General features: G+C 73.0%; 16 protein-coding genes. 6 read left to right on the forward strand and 10 right to left on the reverse strand.

Going from position 1 to position 13,798, the window contains the following annotated elements; genetic code table 11:
- Positions 1-137 precede the first annotated feature (137 nt).
- The gene (locus ABFY03_RS01950) at positions 138-1,316 is read left to right on the forward strand and encodes an alginate lyase family protein (RefSeq protein ID WP_346168951.1); all 1,179 of its coding nucleotides are present in this window, start codon (positions 138-140) and stop codon (positions 1,314-1,316) included.
- 54 nt (positions 1,317-1,370) lie between these two features.
- On the opposite strand, the gene ABFY03_RS01955 is transcribed toward ABFY03_RS01950, so the two are convergent.
- Positions 1,371-2,498: an NADH:flavin oxidoreductase gene (locus ABFY03_RS01955; RefSeq protein ID WP_319013537.1), complete on the reverse strand. Its 1,128-nt coding sequence runs from the start codon at positions 2,496-2,498 to the stop codon at positions 1,371-1,373.
- A gap of 118 nt (positions 2,499-2,616) precedes the next feature.
- On the opposite strand from ABFY03_RS01955, the gene ABFY03_RS01960 reads away from it, so the two are divergent.
- A complete protein-coding gene (locus tag ABFY03_RS01960; protein ID WP_346168952.1) occupies positions 2,617-3,051 on the forward strand; it encodes a MarR family winged helix-turn-helix transcriptional regulator in 435 nt (144 codons plus the stop codon).
- A gap of 52 nt (positions 3,052-3,103) precedes the next feature.
- On the opposite strand, the gene ABFY03_RS01965 is transcribed toward ABFY03_RS01960, so the two are convergent.
- The 5 genes from ABFY03_RS01965 to ABFY03_RS37875 form a co-directional block, all read right to left on the reverse strand.
- The gene (locus ABFY03_RS01965; RefSeq protein ID WP_386723757.1) at positions 3,104-3,562 is read right to left on the reverse strand and encodes a MarR family transcriptional regulator; all 459 of its coding nucleotides are present in this window, start codon (positions 3,560-3,562) and stop codon (positions 3,104-3,106) included.
- 87 nt (positions 3,563-3,649) lie between these two features.
- Positions 3,650-4,216, reverse strand: a complete 567-nt coding sequence (locus ABFY03_RS01970; RefSeq protein ID WP_346168954.1) for a GNAT family N-acetyltransferase — start codon at positions 4,214-4,216, stop codon at positions 3,650-3,652.
- A 124-nt stretch (positions 4,217-4,340) separates the two neighbouring features.
- Positions 4,341-4,553 (reverse strand): hypothetical protein, encoded by a 213-nt coding sequence (locus tag ABFY03_RS01975; RefSeq protein WP_319013533.1) that lies wholly within the window; start codon positions 4,551-4,553, stop codon positions 4,341-4,343.
- A 106-nt stretch (positions 4,554-4,659) separates the two neighbouring features.
- Entirely contained in the window at positions 4,660-5,139 is a 480-nt protein-coding gene (locus ABFY03_RS01980) for a TetR family transcriptional regulator C-terminal domain-containing protein (protein ID WP_386723738.1), read from the reverse strand.
- Entirely contained in the window at positions 5,136-5,264 is a 129-nt protein-coding gene (locus ABFY03_RS37875; RefSeq protein WP_386723739.1) for a hypothetical protein, read from the reverse strand. Before ABFY03_RS37875 ends, ABFY03_RS01980 begins: the two co-directional genes overlap by 4 nt.
- Before the next feature lie 178 nt (positions 5,265-5,442).
- On the opposite strand from ABFY03_RS37875, the gene ABFY03_RS01985 reads away from it, so the two are divergent.
- Positions 5,443-6,399: an NmrA/HSCARG family protein gene (locus ABFY03_RS01985; RefSeq protein WP_319013531.1), complete on the forward strand. Its 957-nt coding sequence runs from the start codon at positions 5,443-5,445 to the stop codon at positions 6,397-6,399.
- Here the strand turns inward: ABFY03_RS01985 and ABFY03_RS01990 are convergent.
- The 3 genes from ABFY03_RS01990 to ABFY03_RS02000 all read right to left on the reverse strand — a co-directional run bounded on the left by ABFY03_RS01990 (position 6,383) and on the right by ABFY03_RS02000 (position 7,881).
- Complete coding sequence (locus ABFY03_RS01990; RefSeq protein ID WP_346168955.1) at positions 6,383-6,871, reverse strand: DUF2267 domain-containing protein; 489 nt, start codon at positions 6,869-6,871, stop codon at positions 6,383-6,385. The genes ABFY03_RS01985 and ABFY03_RS01990 overlap by 17 nt on opposite strands.
- Before the next feature lie 82 nt (positions 6,872-6,953).
- Positions 6,954-7,352, reverse strand: a complete 399-nt coding sequence (locus ABFY03_RS01995) for a DUF2267 domain-containing protein (protein ID WP_319013529.1) — start codon at positions 7,350-7,352, stop codon at positions 6,954-6,956.
- A 94-nt stretch (positions 7,353-7,446) separates the two neighbouring features.
- Positions 7,447-7,881, reverse strand: a complete 435-nt coding sequence (locus ABFY03_RS02000; protein WP_319013528.1) for an Hsp20/alpha crystallin family protein — start codon at positions 7,879-7,881, stop codon at positions 7,447-7,449.
- A gap of 127 nt (positions 7,882-8,008) precedes the next feature.
- Here ABFY03_RS02000 and ABFY03_RS02005 point away from each other — a divergent pair, with 127 nt between their 5' ends.
- Positions 8,009-8,653, forward strand: coding sequence for a type III effector protein (locus ABFY03_RS02005; protein WP_319013527.1), 645 nt, complete (start codon positions 8,009-8,011; stop codon positions 8,651-8,653).
- 509 nt (positions 8,654-9,162) lie between these two features.
- Here ABFY03_RS02005 and ABFY03_RS02010 read toward each other — a convergent pair.
- Positions 9,163-10,134 carry a hypothetical protein gene (locus tag ABFY03_RS02010; RefSeq protein ID WP_346168956.1) on the reverse strand — a complete coding sequence of 324 codons (972 nt, stop codon included), beginning with the start codon at positions 10,132-10,134 and terminating at the stop codon, positions 9,163-9,165.
- A gap of 14 nt (positions 10,135-10,148) precedes the next feature.
- Here ABFY03_RS02010 and ABFY03_RS02015 point away from each other — a divergent pair, with 14 nt between their 5' ends.
- The gene (locus ABFY03_RS02015) at positions 10,149-11,348 is read left to right on the forward strand and encodes a CapA family protein (RefSeq protein ID WP_346168957.1); all 1,200 of its coding nucleotides are present in this window, start codon (positions 10,149-10,151) and stop codon (positions 11,346-11,348) included.
- A gap of 200 nt (positions 11,349-11,548) precedes the next feature.
- Positions 11,549-13,792 carry a cache domain-containing protein gene (locus tag ABFY03_RS02020; RefSeq protein ID WP_346172185.1) on the forward strand — a complete coding sequence of 748 codons (2,244 nt, stop codon included), beginning with the start codon at positions 11,549-11,551 and terminating at the stop codon, positions 13,790-13,792.
- The last annotated feature ends 6 nt before the right edge of the window (positions 13,793-13,798 follow it).

Consider the following 13,798-nt stretch of genomic DNA (forward strand, 5'->3'; position numbering starts at 1 on the left):
CGGCGGGTCGGCTCCTGATCCCGCGACCACTTCTTTCACACCTTGACGAAGGAGTGGTCCAGACCTACGGTCTCAGCTCAACACGTCTGCCCATCAAGGCGTTTCACGTTCACTCCAGAACGGAAGGCCCCCCACCCATGCGCAGAACCGCACTGCTCGCGGCCGTCGCCGCCCTCGTCGCCGGTACCCTCGCCTGGCCGTCCGCACCCCACGCCGAAGCCGCCCCCGCCGTCTTCACCCACCCCGGAGTCACCGTCTCCCGGGGACAGTTGGACTTCGCCCGCTCCAAGGTCCTCACCGGCGCCCAGCCGTGGAAGGGGGCCTACGACCAGATGATGGCGAGCAGGTACGCCGACCCGAACCGCGTCCCGAAGCCGCGCGCGGTCGTGGAGTGCGGCTCGTACTCCAACCCCGACTACGGCTGCACCGACGAGCGCGAGGACGCGATCGCCGCGTACACCAACGCCCTCGCCTGGTACGTCACGAGGGACGCGCGCTACGCGCAGAAGTCCATCCAGCTGATGGACGCCTGGTCCGCCGTCATCACCGACCACACCAACAGCAACGCCCCGCTGCAGACCGGCTGGGCCGGGTCCTCCTGGCCCAAGGCGGCCGAGATCATCAAGCACACCTACACGGGCGGCTGGCCGAACTCCGGCCGGTTCGCCGCCATGCTCCGCGACGTGTACCTGCCCGAGGTCATCAACGGCTCGCACTCCAACGGCAACTGGGAGCTGTCGATGATGGAGGCGGCCGTCGGCATCTCCGTCTTCCTGGAGGACAGGGCGTCGTACGACAAGGCCATGGCGAAGTTCCGTACGCGCGCCGCCGCCTACGTCTATCTGGCCTCCGACGGCGAGCTGCCCAAGACCGTGCCGAGCCAGAACCTCGACACCCGCGCCAAGATCGTCGCCTACTGGCAGGGCCAGTCGACCTTCGTGACCGGCCTCACGCAGGAGACCTGCCGCGACCTCACCCACACCGGCTACGGCATCTCGGCCCTGGCGCACGTCGCGGAGACGAGCCGGATCCAGGGCCAGGACCTGTACGGCACGGACGTCGGCGAGCGGCTGCGTCAGGCGCTCGGATTCCAGTCGACGTACGAACTGGGCACGACCGTGCCGAGCTGGCTGTGCGGCGGCTCCCTCCGCCTGGGGCTCGGCCCCGTGACGGAGGTGGGCTACAACGCCATGCACAACCGTCTCGGCTTCGCCATGACCAACACCGAGACGCTGACCAAGCGCAACCGTCCGGCCGGTACCAACAACCTCTTCGTCGCCTGGGAGACCCTCACCCACGGGGACAATCTCTCCTGAGGCTCCAGGGGGCGGCTCCCCGACGTCGTCGCGAGCCGCCCCCTCGGCCCGGCACTAGCTCAGCGTCTTCAACGCGGCGGCGTCGTACGGCTTGAGCTCGTCGAACCGGCCGGCCAGGACCTTCGCGGCCCACTCCGGGTCCTGGAGCAGGGCGCGGCCGACGGCGACCATGTCGAACTCGTCGCGCTCCAGGCGGTCCAGGAGCTCGTCGATGCCCTTGACCGGGGAGCCCTCACCCATGAAGGCGCCGATGAAGTCGCCGTCGAGGCCCACCGAGCCGACGGTGATCGTGGGCCTGCCGGTGAGCTTCTTGGTCCAGCCGGCCAGGTTCAGGTCGGAGCCCTCGAACTCGGGGATCCAGTAGCGGCGGGTGGACGCGTGGAAGACGTCGACGCCGGCGGCGGCCAGCGGGGTGAGGATCGCCTCCAGCTCCTCGGGGGTCTCGGCGAGCCGGGCGTCGTAGGCGTCCTGCTTCCACTGCGAGTAGCGGAAGATGACGGGGAACTCGGGCGAGACGGCCGCGCGCACCGCGGCCACGATCTCGGCCGCGAACTTCGTACGGGCCACGGGGTCGCCGCCGTAGGCGTCGGTACGGCGGTTCGTCCCCGCCCACAGGAACTGGTCGAGGAGGTAGCCGTGGGCGCCGTGCAGCTCGACGCCGTCGAAGCCGATGCGCTCGGCGGCCGCGGCGGCCTCGGCGAAGGCGCCGATGACGTCGTCGAGGTCGCGCCGGGTCATCGCCCTGCCCGTGCCCTCGGTGCCGTCGGTGCGGATGCCGGAGGGGCCGACGGCGGGGGCCTCGGGGTAGGGCGCCTGGCCCTGCTTGCGCACCATGCCGATGTGCCAGAGCTGCGGCACGATCGTGCCGCCCGCCGCGTGGACGGCCTCGGCGACCTGCGCCCAGCCGGCCAGCTGCTCCTCGCCGTGGAACCGCGGCACGCGGTCGCTCTGCCCGGCCGACTCGTGGCCGACGTACGTCCCCTCGGTGACGATCAGGCCCACCCCGGCGGCGGCCCGGCGGGCGTAGTACGACCGCACGTCCTCGCCGGCGACGCCGTCCGGGGAGAACATGCGGGTCATCGGCGCCATCGCGATGCGGTTCGGGACGGTCAGGCCGTTCAGCGTGACGGGCCGGGACAGGATCTCCGCCGCGCGGGAGGCGGGGGACGCGGTGACGGTCACAGGGACGCTCCTCATGGCTACTGCTTGACAAGCTTGATGGTTGAGATCTTCATGCAATGGCGATGACGGTAGAGGTCGATATTTGAGGTAGTCAAGTATCTCCGGGTAGAGTGACCCCATGACCGAAGGTGCCCGCGTCGACACGGCCGAGCTCATGGAGCTGCTCTCCGTCTCCCTCGGCGTGTACTACGGCGAGTTCACGGCCGCGGCGGCGAGCGAGAACCTCACGGCGAGCCAGGGCAAGGCGCTCACGGTGCTGCGCCGCGGACCCGCCGCGATGCGCGCCCTGGCCGAGACCATGACCTGCGACGCCTCGAACATCACCGGCATCATCGACCGCCTGGAGAAGCGCGGCCTGGTGCGCCGCGAGGCCGGCACCTCCGACCGCCGCGTCAAGAACGTCATCCTCACCCCTGAGGGCGAGCGCGTCGCCGACGCCATCCGCGCGAGGATGCGCACCACGCGGGCGGGCCTGGACAGCCTCGACACCGAGGACCGCGACCGCCTGCGCACCCTGCTGGAACGGGTCTTCCTGACCGGGCCCGCCGCCTGACCGGGCCGGCGGGCCCGCGGATCGCGCCCTTGCCGTGTCCGTGGTGGGGGCGTCAGCCCGGCAGGTCCGCGTCGCCACCCAGATTGGCGACCATGCGCCGGAGGACGTTGACCGTGGTCACGAAGTCGGCCGTGGCGACGCCCTCGTGCACCTGCCGATGGATCCGCGCGTTGCGCTCCTTGGCCCGCACGCGCCCCTCCTCCCCCGCCTCGGTCAGGGTCATGCGCCCCGCCTCCTCGGTGAGCCAGCCTCGGCCGACCAGGTCGTCGAAGACCCCGTCGAAGTCGGTGCCGAGGTCGTCCCAACGCTCCAGGCGGTCGGTCAACGCCGCCCGGGTCCACCTGCCCGGATCCCCGGCGACATGCTGGAGGGTCCACCAGTGCGGCTGCGTGAGTCCCTCCACCGCCAACTGCTCGCGAAGCGCCCCGACCACCGACCGATACGCCGAGCCGCTCCACGCCCCGATGGGCTGAGCAGCCACTTCCTTCTCCGGATACTCCCTGAACGTCACGGTCACGGACCTCTCCCCCTCGGGATCGACGGAACGCGATCACCGTAGAACCTCAAGTTGACGTGAGGTCAAGACGGCCCCTGAGGATCAGTCGACGGTCTTGGCCAGGTCCGTCGCGAGCCGGGAGTAGGACATCATGTCCCGGCGCTCGCCGCCCACCGACTGCCAGGCACGGTGGAGTCCTTCGTACGAGAAGCCGGCCTGGACCGCGGTCTTGCGCGAGGCGGTGTTCCAGGGCTCCACGTACAGCTCCAGCCGCTCGAAGCCGAGGTCGTCCAAGGCCCAGGAGCAGACGGTGCGCAACGCGGCGGCGGCGACACCGCGCCCCCGGGCGGAGCCGGCCACCCAGTAACCCAGGGCCGCCCGGCCCGTGTCGGTGGCGTTCGGCCACAGGCCGACCGTGCCGAGGCCACGGTCTCCCGCGACCTCGGCCACGACGAACGGATAGCCCGTGCGACGCAGCGCCCGTTCCTCCTGACGGGCGAGGAACGCGACGCCTTCGTCATGGGTGTAGGGGCTGGGCACGGTGGTGACCAGGGGGATGTAGGCGTCCTCCGCCGCCTCCCGCACCAGCGGCAGGTCGCCGATGTGCCAGGGCCTCAGCAGAAGATCGTCGTCGACGGGGAGACGGGGAACGTGGAACGCTGTCTGCATCCCTCTCCCTACCACGGACGGCGGCAAGACGAGCGCGTGAGACCCACCGGCTCGGGTCAGCGAGCGCGCCCGCGCCGACCGTCTCCCCCGGCCCGCGCGACGACCGAGCCGGTGGGCACCTCGGTCAGGGGACGCGGATGTTGTTGAGGGCGTTGTGGGTGGGCAGGGTGTCGGCGGCCTTGTCCTGCTGATCGCCGTTCCCGAAGGCCTGGGTCAGCAGGCCGACCCCGGGGACGTTGTTGCCGACGGAGTCGGCCGCGGCCGCTCCGGCGGAGGCGAGAACGGCCGTGGCGGCGACGGCGACGGCGGCAAGAACACGGCAGTGAGAGATCGTCATGCCGGGCTCAACGACGCAGCCCCACGCAGGGCACGCCGTCGTCCACCGGCGAAGGCAGGGCGGGCGCCGCCGAGTTCGAGGCCGGGGCCGTCGGCGGGTCGTCGGGTCAGGGGGCTCCGACGGTCCGGTGCATGGCGCGGCGGGCGCGGTCGGGTGCGGCGGGGTCGCGCTGGAGCTGGATGGCCTGGTTGGCGGCCATGGCTATGCCGTTGAGCTCGAACGCGATCTGGGCCGGGTCGGTCTCGGAGGGCAGGTCCCCGGCCTCGACGGCCTCCGCGGCGAGGCGGGCGAGGTGGGTGAGCCAGCGGTCGGCGGCGTCCGCGACGGCGTCGCGGACCGGTCCGGGGCGGTTGTCGAACTCCAGGGCCGCGGCGGTGAGGAAGCAGCCGCCACCGGCGATTCCCTCGCGTTCGAGGTAGTCGACCCAGGCGTCGCACAGGTGGAGCAGGCGCCCGAGGCCCGGACCGGCCGCCTGCGCAGCCCTGGCCGGGACCCGTTCCCTGAACTGCTCGACCGCGACGTCGAAGGCGGCGAGTTGCAGCGCTTCCTTGGACCCGAAGTGGCCGTGGACGCCTGCCTTGCTCATGCCCAGGTCGGTCGCGAGCGTCCGATGGTGACGCCTTCGAGGCCGTCCGTCGCGGCGATCTCCACGGCACGGTCGAGGATGCGCGCTCGGGTGTCGAGGGCTTCTGCGGCGGAGCGTCGAGGCATGCCCGAAATCTTAGCTCACGACCGTTCGTATGCGCCGTTCCGGTGGTCGTGGGCTCGGCTCCTTCAGACGCCACCCCGTCCGGGCATGCCCGCGGCCGCGCGGGGCACTCGCAGGGCGACGGGGCGCAAGGCGACGCGGGCCGCCGACAGGTGGACCGAGGGGCGAGGCGATCGAGCCATGACCGAGAAGAAGATCATCACGGTGATCGGGGCGACCGGCCGGCAGGGCGGCGGCCTGGTGCGTGCCATCCTCGCCGACCGCGCGTCGGAGTTCACCGTACGTGCCGTCACCCGCGACCTCGACGGGGAGCCCGCGCGGGAACTGAAGCGCCTCGGCGTCGAGGACGTCGTCCGCGCCGACATGGACGATCCGCCGAGCCTCGCCCCCGCCTTCGAGCACGCGTACGGCGCGTTCGTCGTCACGAACTTCTGGGAACACATGTCCGCGGAGCGGGAGAAGACCCAGGCCCAGGCGGTCGCCCGGGCAGCCTCCCACGCCGGTGTCCAGCACGCGGTCTGGTCCACCCTGGAGGACACCCGCGACTGCATCCCCCTCGACGACGACCGGATGCCCACACTCCAGGACCGCTACAAGGTGCCGCACTTCGACGGCAAGGCGGAGGCGGACCACTTCTTCACCGACGAGGCGGTGCCGACCACCTTCCTGCGCGCCACCTTCTACTGGGAGAACCTCTTCGGCCCCTTCGCCCCGCAGCGCGGACCGGACGGCGTCCTCCGCCTCACGTATCCCATGGGCGAGAGCCGGCTCGCCGGCGTCGCGGTCGACGACATCGGCAAAACCGCCCTCGCCGTCTTCCGGGGCGGCGCCGATTTCGTCGCCGCCACGGTCAGCGTGGCCGGCGAGCACCTCAAGGTCGCCGACATGGCCGCGGCGCTCTCCGCGTCACTCGGCGAGCCCGTGCGGTACCGGCCCCTGAGCCCGGACGAGTGGCGCGCGCAGGGCACTCCGGGCGCCGACGAGTCGGGGAACATGTTCCAGTACTACGCGGAGTGCGAGCACCGCTTCACCGCGGCCCGGGACCTCGCGGCCGTCCGCAGCCTCAACCCCGCCCTCCAGGACTTCGCCACCTGGCTCGCCGCCCACCACGACGGACTGGTCAACGCCTGGCCGTAGGCGCGCGGAGTTCGGCCCTGCCGAAGAGGAGGGCGTAGCCGGAGGGCAGCTGCCCGATGATGCGCTCGGTGAGGTCGGGCCCGGCCAGCTGGGCGATCGGGGTGAGGACCGCCCCGACGTCCCAGCGGGTGGTGGCCGGGCTGCTGTCGGTGCGGTGGGCGAGGTCCTTGACGAACTCCCAGCCCGTGAGCGGGGTGGTGGCGGGGATCTGAGCGGTGAGGGTCAGTGCCGCTTCGAAGGGGAGGCGGGCGGCGAGCTCGACGCGTTCCTCCCCGACGAGTTGCCTTCCCAGCGCCGTGAGTACGGAGCGGACCGCGTGCTCGGCGCGCTCACGGGTCGGGTAGGCGCCCTCGTAACGGACGCGTTCGAGGAGGCCGGTGTAGGAGGCCGCGCCCCGGTCGGTCGCGGGCCCGCCGTCCAGGGTCGTGGTCTCGGTCCGGTGCTGGGTCGTGGTCTCGGTCTGGATCGTCATGGTGGTTGCGGGTCGCCGTTCTCTTCGGGCCCGGCTGTCGCGGCCGGGCGGAGCGAACAGGTGTCGACAGGACGGGCCGGGCTCACGGGGAAAGGTGGGGCCGGCCGAAGAGGAGGTCGTATCCGGGCGGGAGCTGCAGGAGCGTCCGGGCGGTGAGTTCCTCGCCGGCCGCGTCGGCGGTGACGCTGAGGACGGCGCTGACGTCCCAGGCCGCCGTCCGTTCGGTGGCTCCCTCGATCCAGGCGGCCGTCGCCCGCACGAAGCGTTCCGGTGAGAGCGGTTCGGCGGCCTGGAGGGGGTTGAGCAGGATGACGGCGAAGGTCTCCGGCAGGCGGGCGGCGAGCGCGGCCCGCACATCGCCGACCAGATGGGCGCCGAGCAGCGCCAGGACGACACGGGCGGCCCGTTCGGCCTCGTGCGGTGTGTCGTAGTCACCGCGTTCCTGCACCCGGTCGAGGAAGGTCTGCCATGGCAGTCTCATCGCGACCCCTTGGGGAGGTGGGGGGATGGGGGCGGCGGGAGCGGGGGCGAAGGAGGGGGAGAGGATGTCGCCCTCCGCTCCCGGCCTGGGCGGCTCAGCCGCTGATCTCCCTGCGGTCGTCACCGCGGCCGATGGCGATCTTGCGCGGCTTCGCGCGCTCGGCGATCGGGATACGCAGGGTGAGGACGCCGGCGGTGTAGTCCGCGGTGATCTTCTCGGTGTCGAGGGTGTCGGCCAGCATCAGCTGGCGGGAGAAGACGCCGAGGGGCCGCTCGGACAGTTCCATCTGGACCTCGTCGGACTTCTGGACCGGTCGGCGCTCGGCCTTGACCGTCAGCATGTTCCGCTCGACGTCGATGTCGATCGCGTCGGGGGAGACGCCGGGCAGGTCCATCATGATCACGTACGCGTCGCCCTCGCGGTAGGCGTCCATCGGGACGGCGGCGGGGCGGGACCAGGTGCCGGTCGTGCCCAGCATCTGCTGGGTGAGGCGGTCGAGTTCGCGGAACGGATCGGTGCGCATCAGCATCGTGGAACACCTCCATCGGTTCAGGCAGTGGTGCCATGCGCTTCACCTGACACCGTTGTAACATGTCATCGGATGGATGACAAATGTGGCGTCATCGAAACGACGACATGAGGGAGAGCGTGGTTCCATGGCCGGAGGCGGCACCCCCGTGAGCTTCCAGGCGGCGCTGGTCGCGCTCGCCTCGATCGACGAGACCGTCCGCGCCGCGCGGACCGCGAGCGCGTCGACCACGCCGCCCAGCACCTCCTCCGAGCAGGCGCTCGCGGCGCTCCTGCTCCTGCGCGAGCTGCGCGAGCAGCTCGCGGACTGGGAGCCCGGCCTCATCGAGGCCGCCCGTGACGCGGGCGCCAGCTGGGCCGACCTCGCCCAGCCCCTCGGGGTGACCAGCAGACAGGCCGCGGAACGCCGCTATCTGCGGGTACGCCCGGGCCGCCCCGGCGCCACCCGCGAAGAGCGGGTCCAGGCGACCCGCGACCGGCGCGCCGCGGACCGCACCGTCACCACCTGGGCCCGTGACAACGCCGCCGACCTGCGCCAGCTCGCCGGACAGATCACCGCCCTCGGCAGCCTCCCCGCCGCCCTGCGGCGCGATCTCAGCCAGGCGCTCGCGGACAGCGACCCCGCCAGCCTGCTGGAGCCCCTCGCCCGCGCCCGCACCACCCGCCCCGCGCTCCCCGCGCACCTCGTCGAGCGCATCGACGCACTCGCCCGCCGCACCGCGGACCTGCGCAACGAAAGCGACCAGCGCCGTTCCGGCACGGCACAGCCCTGACCGGCGCGGCCGCGCTCAGGTGACAGGCTCCGGCGCGGGCACCGGACCGGGCAGGGGGCCCGGCTGGGGCCGCGGCTCCGGCCTCGGACCCCCGGGCTGGGGATCCGGCGCGGGCCGCGGAGGAGCCGGCGGCACCGGATCCGGCCCGCCGGGCCCGGGCACCGGACCGGGAACCGGCCCTGGCTCCGGCCCGGGGCCCGGCCCGGGCGCCGGCGTGGGACTCGGCGGCACGGGATCGTTCGGCGGGGTGCCCGACGCCGCTCGCACCCCCCGACTGCCGCCGGGATCCGGCGGGCCGGGACGAGGGGGTGTCGGGGGACGGGTGTGTGCGTCACTCACCATGATCACATCAGCTCACAAGGGCGTCGGGCAGCCATGTCATGCCCCCCGCCTGCCCCGCCGGGGCGGACCCATGCCCCGTCCTCCGGCCGTCAGGCGAACCAGGCACGCCCCTCGGCCCGGTGGGTCACCCAGCCGGTGAAACCAGGCGCGCCCGGAACGGCTCCGGTTCAGGGTCGGTCGGCGTCCGACCAGGTGGCCAGGAGGGTCGCGAGCGCCGCCTGGGCCCGGTCGGCCGCAAAGGTGTCGGCCCGCGTCCTCGGGGCCAGCTCGACGTGGAGGAAGGGGGTGCCTCGGCGCTGGGCCGACCTGCCCTGGGCGTTCGTGGCGCCTTCGAGGGGGTAGGGGGCGGACCAGCCCCGGCACACCCGGAGGGCGCGGCCCTCCATGAGGTCGGCGAGGGCGGTGGCGTCCCGGGAGACGGTGCGGGCGGCGCCGGTGGAGAGGATGGCGTCGTAGGGGCGGCTGCCGTTCTTCGCGAAGCCGTGGAGCTGGATTCCCGGAAGATCGCGCTTCTGCAGTTCCAGGACGATGGCGTGGAAGGCGCTGTCGGTGCGGTGGGCCACGTCCGCCGCGTCGCCGCGCCCGGCGGTGCGGTGGGCGCCGGCGAGGACGAGCGCCCCGTGCGGGGTGCCCTCCATGAGGTGGGCGCCCAGCGCTTCGGTGTCGCGGTCGGACACCGGGTGCGGCACCTGCACGCTCCAGCGGACGGCGGCGCCGGCGCTGACGTACAGGCGCCCCCAGCGGGCCTCGGGGCCCTGCTCGCGTGCCGCGACCTCGTCGTAACGCCGGCCGGAGACGGCGTCGGTCAGGCGGGTCACGCGGAAGCCCACGGCGGCGAGAAGGCGTTCGGCGCCGGACCGGTCTCCGTCCAGGAGGCTGCCGACGCCGAGGGCCAGTCGGGCGCGGTCCGCCGCGCTCGGCGGTGTGTAGGGAGCACGCTCGGCGGCCTGCCTGGCGTAGTCGACGACACGGCGGTCGAAATCGACGAGTTCAGGACTTTTGGGGTGAGCCGTGACATCGCCGCCGAAGGTCGACAGTCGGCAGCCCGCCATGGCGAGCGACACGCAGAGGACGCCGAGAATGTGAAGGAAAAGTGATGTTCTCGTGACGAACCAGCGGCGGGAGGCCGCGTTGCTCATGTGAAGATTCGTCGGTGACATTGAGTGAATCTCTCCCCATAGGGCGTGCGCTGGCGCTGACCGCCGCCGTCGCCGTTCTCGGGGCCGGTTGTGCGGCGCCCTCGAATCCGCAGGTCAAGCCGGGCGGACGAGCGTTCACCGTCGCCGCCGCAGGAGATGTTCTCATCCATCCCGAGCTCGTCGAGCAGGCGGCCGAGGACGCCGAGGAGACCGGCGAGGGCAGCGCGGGGCTCGATTTCGGGCCGCTGCTCGCCGGGGTGCGCCCGGTGGTCAGCAAGGCCGATCTGGCCATCTGCCACATGGAGACGCCCGTGGGCAGGCCCAAGGGGCCGTTCGAGGGGTACCCCGAGTTCCTCGTCCCCCCGCAGATCCTCACGGCGCTCAAGGACGTGGGGTACGACACCTGCTCCACCGCCTCGAACCACACGTACGACCACGGGCTCAAGGCCGTACGCCGCACCCTGGACGCCATGGACGCGGTCGGGCTCGGTCACGCCGGCTCCGCCCGTACCCCCGAAGAGGCGCAGAAGACCAACATCCGGGACGTCAAGGGCGTCAAGGTGGCGCACCTGTCCTACTCGTGGGAGTCGTTCCTCAACCCGACCCCCGAGAAGGAACGCTGGGCGTTCAACCGGATCAGCACCGACGAGATCAGGAAGGCCGAGCAGCGCGCCCGGCAGCAGGGCGCCGAGGTCGTGATCCTCTCGGTCCACTGGGGGCTGGAGCACTACAACGAGCCGAGCGCGCCGCAGCTGGAGCTCGCCGAGCGGCTCACCCGGGAGACCGGGATCGACCTCGTGATCGGCCACCACGCGCACGTGGTGCAGCCGATCCAGAAGCTGAACGGCACCTGGGTCGCGTACAGCCTCGGGAACCAGGTGGCCCGCCACTCCTCGCCCACCGGTCTCACCGAGGAAGGCGTGATCGGCTGGTTCGAGTTCCGGGAGACGGACGACGGCTGGGACGTCGCCGCCCGCTACCGCACGACGCTGGTCGACATCCCTCCCGAGGTGGAGGAGGGCGAGCGGCCGCCCCGCGGTGCCGTCGAGGACCACCGGCTCGTCGACGTGCGCCAGGCGCTCGACCGGCCCGGCGGCCTCTCCCCCGACCGGCTCGCCCGCTACCGCCTCGCCGCCGACCGCACGCAGGGCTTCCTCTACAACCGCGGAGCGCCGGGCGGCGACGGTCTGGCCGAGCTGTCCCTGCCGGACTGAACCGGCGCCGGTCCGGGCCGCGACCCGCCGCCACGGACACCCTCTCCGCCTCCGGCAGGCGCCGCGGGTGACGCCCGCCGCGCCCCAGCGCATGCCGCAGGGCCAGGCCCCAGGAACCAGGAAAGAACACAGCAGTGACACAGAAGAACGCAGCGTTCGCCGTCCGCGGAGGGCGGCGGCGCAGCCGCAGGCGCGCGGACATGCCGCTTCTCGGCGGCATCCGTCCGCCGATCGCCGTCCTGTGCGTCCTGCTCCTGGCGCTCGCGGGGCTGACGGCCAAGGTGCTCGGGCCCAGCGAGGAAGCGGTGGCGCCGGACGCGGTGCTGTCCTCGCAGCGGTACTTCGCCGAGGACGGTGCCATCGCCCTGCGCGCCTCGATCGACGAGCGGGTCGCGGACCTGGAGCGCACCGCCGCCGCGCTGAACGCGGGCCGTCCCGTGAGGCCCGGGCGGGTCCTCTCGGACCTGGGCCGGACGTACCAGAAGTGGACCGGCACCACCGTCGTGGACCTGGCGAGCGGGGACGTGCTCGCCGCTCGTGGCGAGACGATTCCCCTCGGCTGGCTCGACCGGGACGTCCTCGTCGGCGAGCGGGCCCTGACGCCGCGGATGGTACGCCTGGAGACCGGCGACGTGCGGCTGATGACGATGGCCGTCCTGGACTGGGCCGACCGTCCCCAGCAGCTGCTGATCGCGTCGAGCAGCCTGTCCGTGCCGGCCGTGAACCTCGGTCCGTTCCGCAGCATGTCGGTGGTGGCCGAGGACGGCGAGGTCCTCGCCACCGCCGGCTTCGAGCAGGCGGAGGCGCTCAACTCCGACCAGGAGCGCAAGGAGCTCGCCTTCCTGCACCGGCAGATGACGCGCCTCGCCGACCAGGCCGCGGTACGGACCGAGGAGCACCCGGTCCGTGCCAAGGAGCCCGGGTCCCGCGGGTATCCCGGCGTCAGCGGCACCCTGCTCGGCGGCGCGTACAACGGGCGGGTCGCCACCGCCGGGTACGCCTCGCTGGCCTCCTCGGACCCCGAGGAGAAGGAGAGCGTGGCGGCGGGCCTGGGGCTCACGGTCGTCGCGCTGCTGCCCGTGGTCGAGCAGCAGCCGGAGGACTCCGACCGCCGCCTCTTCGGCCTCGCGGCGGCGGGCGCCCTGCTCCTCGTGGGGCTGGTCGCGGTGGCCGTGCTCTGGAGCACGGTCCAGCGGCCGCTGCTCCGGCTGTTCCTGGAGTCGCGCCGGCTGGCCCGCGGGGATCTGCGGCGTCCGGTCTCGGTGCCGCGCCGGGGCGAGGCCCACCGGATCGGCCTCGCCCTGGAGCGGCTGCGCCGCCGGCTGAACGGCGAGGACGAGGGGGTCGGCACCGCCCGCCGGGTGTGGGTGGGGGCGCGCGGACCGCTCGTGGCGACGGGCGTCCTGCTGCTGCTCTGGTGCGTGCCCGTCGGCCTGCTGCTGAACCGTACGGACGGGTCGGTGAGCGTGCCGACCACGATGGTCAACGACCAGCGGGAGCGCACGGACCTGATCGCCGACCGGCTGCGCCGGGCGCTCAACGAGGCACAGGCCGACCTCGTCTCCGCCTCCCGCCTCATCGCGGCGGGCGACAGCGGCGCCGCGGGCCGGCTGCTGGAGGACGCGCTGGTCAAGCACACCCGCTACGAGGCCCTCTACCTCGTCGCCGCCGACGGTTCCGTCACCGCCCGCGCGGGCGGTGAGCCGCACGCCTGGAGCGGCGGCGAGGACCGGCCGCCGGTGCGGGTGTCGGGGCAGGGCGGCAAGAAGCCGGTCATCCAGGCGTCCGCCCCCGTGCCCGGCGGCGACGGCGACACCCTGGTCGGCGAGATCCGGGTGGAGTTCCTCAACTCGCTGCTCGCCCGGCCCGGCCTCGGCGAGGTGCGGGTGGTGGACTCCGCCGGGCTGACCATCGCGGCCGGCGACGGCTTCCGGGCCTTCGAGCAGCTGCCGGACGCGTCGCTGAAGGACCTCGTCCGCGCGGCCGGTGTGCGCGTCGGGGCCGGCCCGGTCGAGAACGGGCTGCTGCTCCGTGACGGCGACGGGGTGACGGTGGCCGCGGCGGCGCCGTTCTCCGGCGGCGGCGTCACCGCCGACATCGGCTGGACCGTCGTCAGCCGGCAGGACGCCGCCGGGTTCCAGATCACCGCGTACGAGCGCGAGGACCGCAGCGTCCTGGCGGGGATGCTCGGTCTCGCCGCCGCCATACTCTGCCTCGGCTGGATCCACCTCGTGGTCGTCCGGCCGCTGCGCGCCCTCGCGCGGAGCGCCGAGAAACTCGCGGACGGCGATCTCAGGACCGTGCTCTACCCCCGCTACCACGACGAGGTGGGCGCCGTCGTCCGCAGTCTCGAACTCCTGCGCCAGCAGGCGCAGGCCCACCGACACGACCAGGCCCGCCGGCCGTCGGACGCCCCGTCCGGCGCCGGTGCGGGCGGAAGGTGACAAGGC

The sequence above is a fragment of the Streptomyces roseofulvus genome (assembly GCF_039534915.1).
GTDB lineage: Bacteria > Actinomycetota > Actinomycetes > Streptomycetales > Streptomycetaceae > Streptomyces > Streptomyces roseofulvus.

Excerpts from the sequence above, each read along its gene's own strand:
- ABFY03_RS01950 (WP_346168951.1), top strand. The coding sequence starts at position 138 with ATGCGCAGAACCGCACTGCTCGCGGCCGTCGCCGCCCTCGTCGCCGGT.
- ABFY03_RS01960 (WP_346168952.1), top strand. The coding sequence starts at position 2,617 with ATGACCGAAGGTGCCCGCGTCGACACGGCCGAGCTCATGGAGCTGCTC.
- ABFY03_RS01970 (WP_346168954.1), bottom strand. The coding sequence starts at position 4,216 with ATGCAGACAGCGTTCCACGTTCCCCGTCTCCCCGTCGACGACGATCTT.
- ABFY03_RS01975 (WP_319013533.1), bottom strand. The coding sequence starts at position 4,553 with ATGACGATCTCTCACTGCCGTGTTCTTGCCGCCGTCGCCGTCGCCGCC.
- ABFY03_RS01980 (WP_386723738.1), bottom strand. The coding sequence starts at position 5,139 with ATGAGCAAGGCAGGCGTCCACGGCCACTTCGGGTCCAAGGAAGCGCTG.
- ABFY03_RS37875 (WP_386723739.1), bottom strand. The coding sequence starts at position 5,264 with ATGCCTCGACGCTCCGCCGCAGAAGCCCTCGACACCCGAGCGCGCATC.
- ABFY03_RS01985 (WP_319013531.1), top strand. The coding sequence starts at position 5,443 with ATGACCGAGAAGAAGATCATCACGGTGATCGGGGCGACCGGCCGGCAG.
- ABFY03_RS01990 (WP_346168955.1), bottom strand. The coding sequence starts at position 6,871 with ATGACGATCCAGACCGAGACCACGACCCAGCACCGGACCGAGACCACG.
- ABFY03_RS01995 (WP_319013529.1), bottom strand. The coding sequence starts at position 7,352 with ATGAGACTGCCATGGCAGACCTTCCTCGACCGGGTGCAGGAACGCGGT.
- ABFY03_RS02000 (WP_319013528.1), bottom strand. The coding sequence starts at position 7,881 with ATGCTGATGCGCACCGATCCGTTCCGCGAACTCGACCGCCTCACCCAG.
- ABFY03_RS02005 (WP_319013527.1), top strand. The coding sequence starts at position 8,009 with ATGGCCGGAGGCGGCACCCCCGTGAGCTTCCAGGCGGCGCTGGTCGCG.
- ABFY03_RS02010 (WP_346168956.1), bottom strand. The coding sequence starts at position 10,134 with ATGAGCAACGCGGCCTCCCGCCGCTGGTTCGTCACGAGAACATCACTT.
- ABFY03_RS02020 (WP_346172185.1), top strand. The coding sequence starts at position 11,549 with ATGCCGCTTCTCGGCGGCATCCGTCCGCCGATCGCCGTCCTGTGCGTC.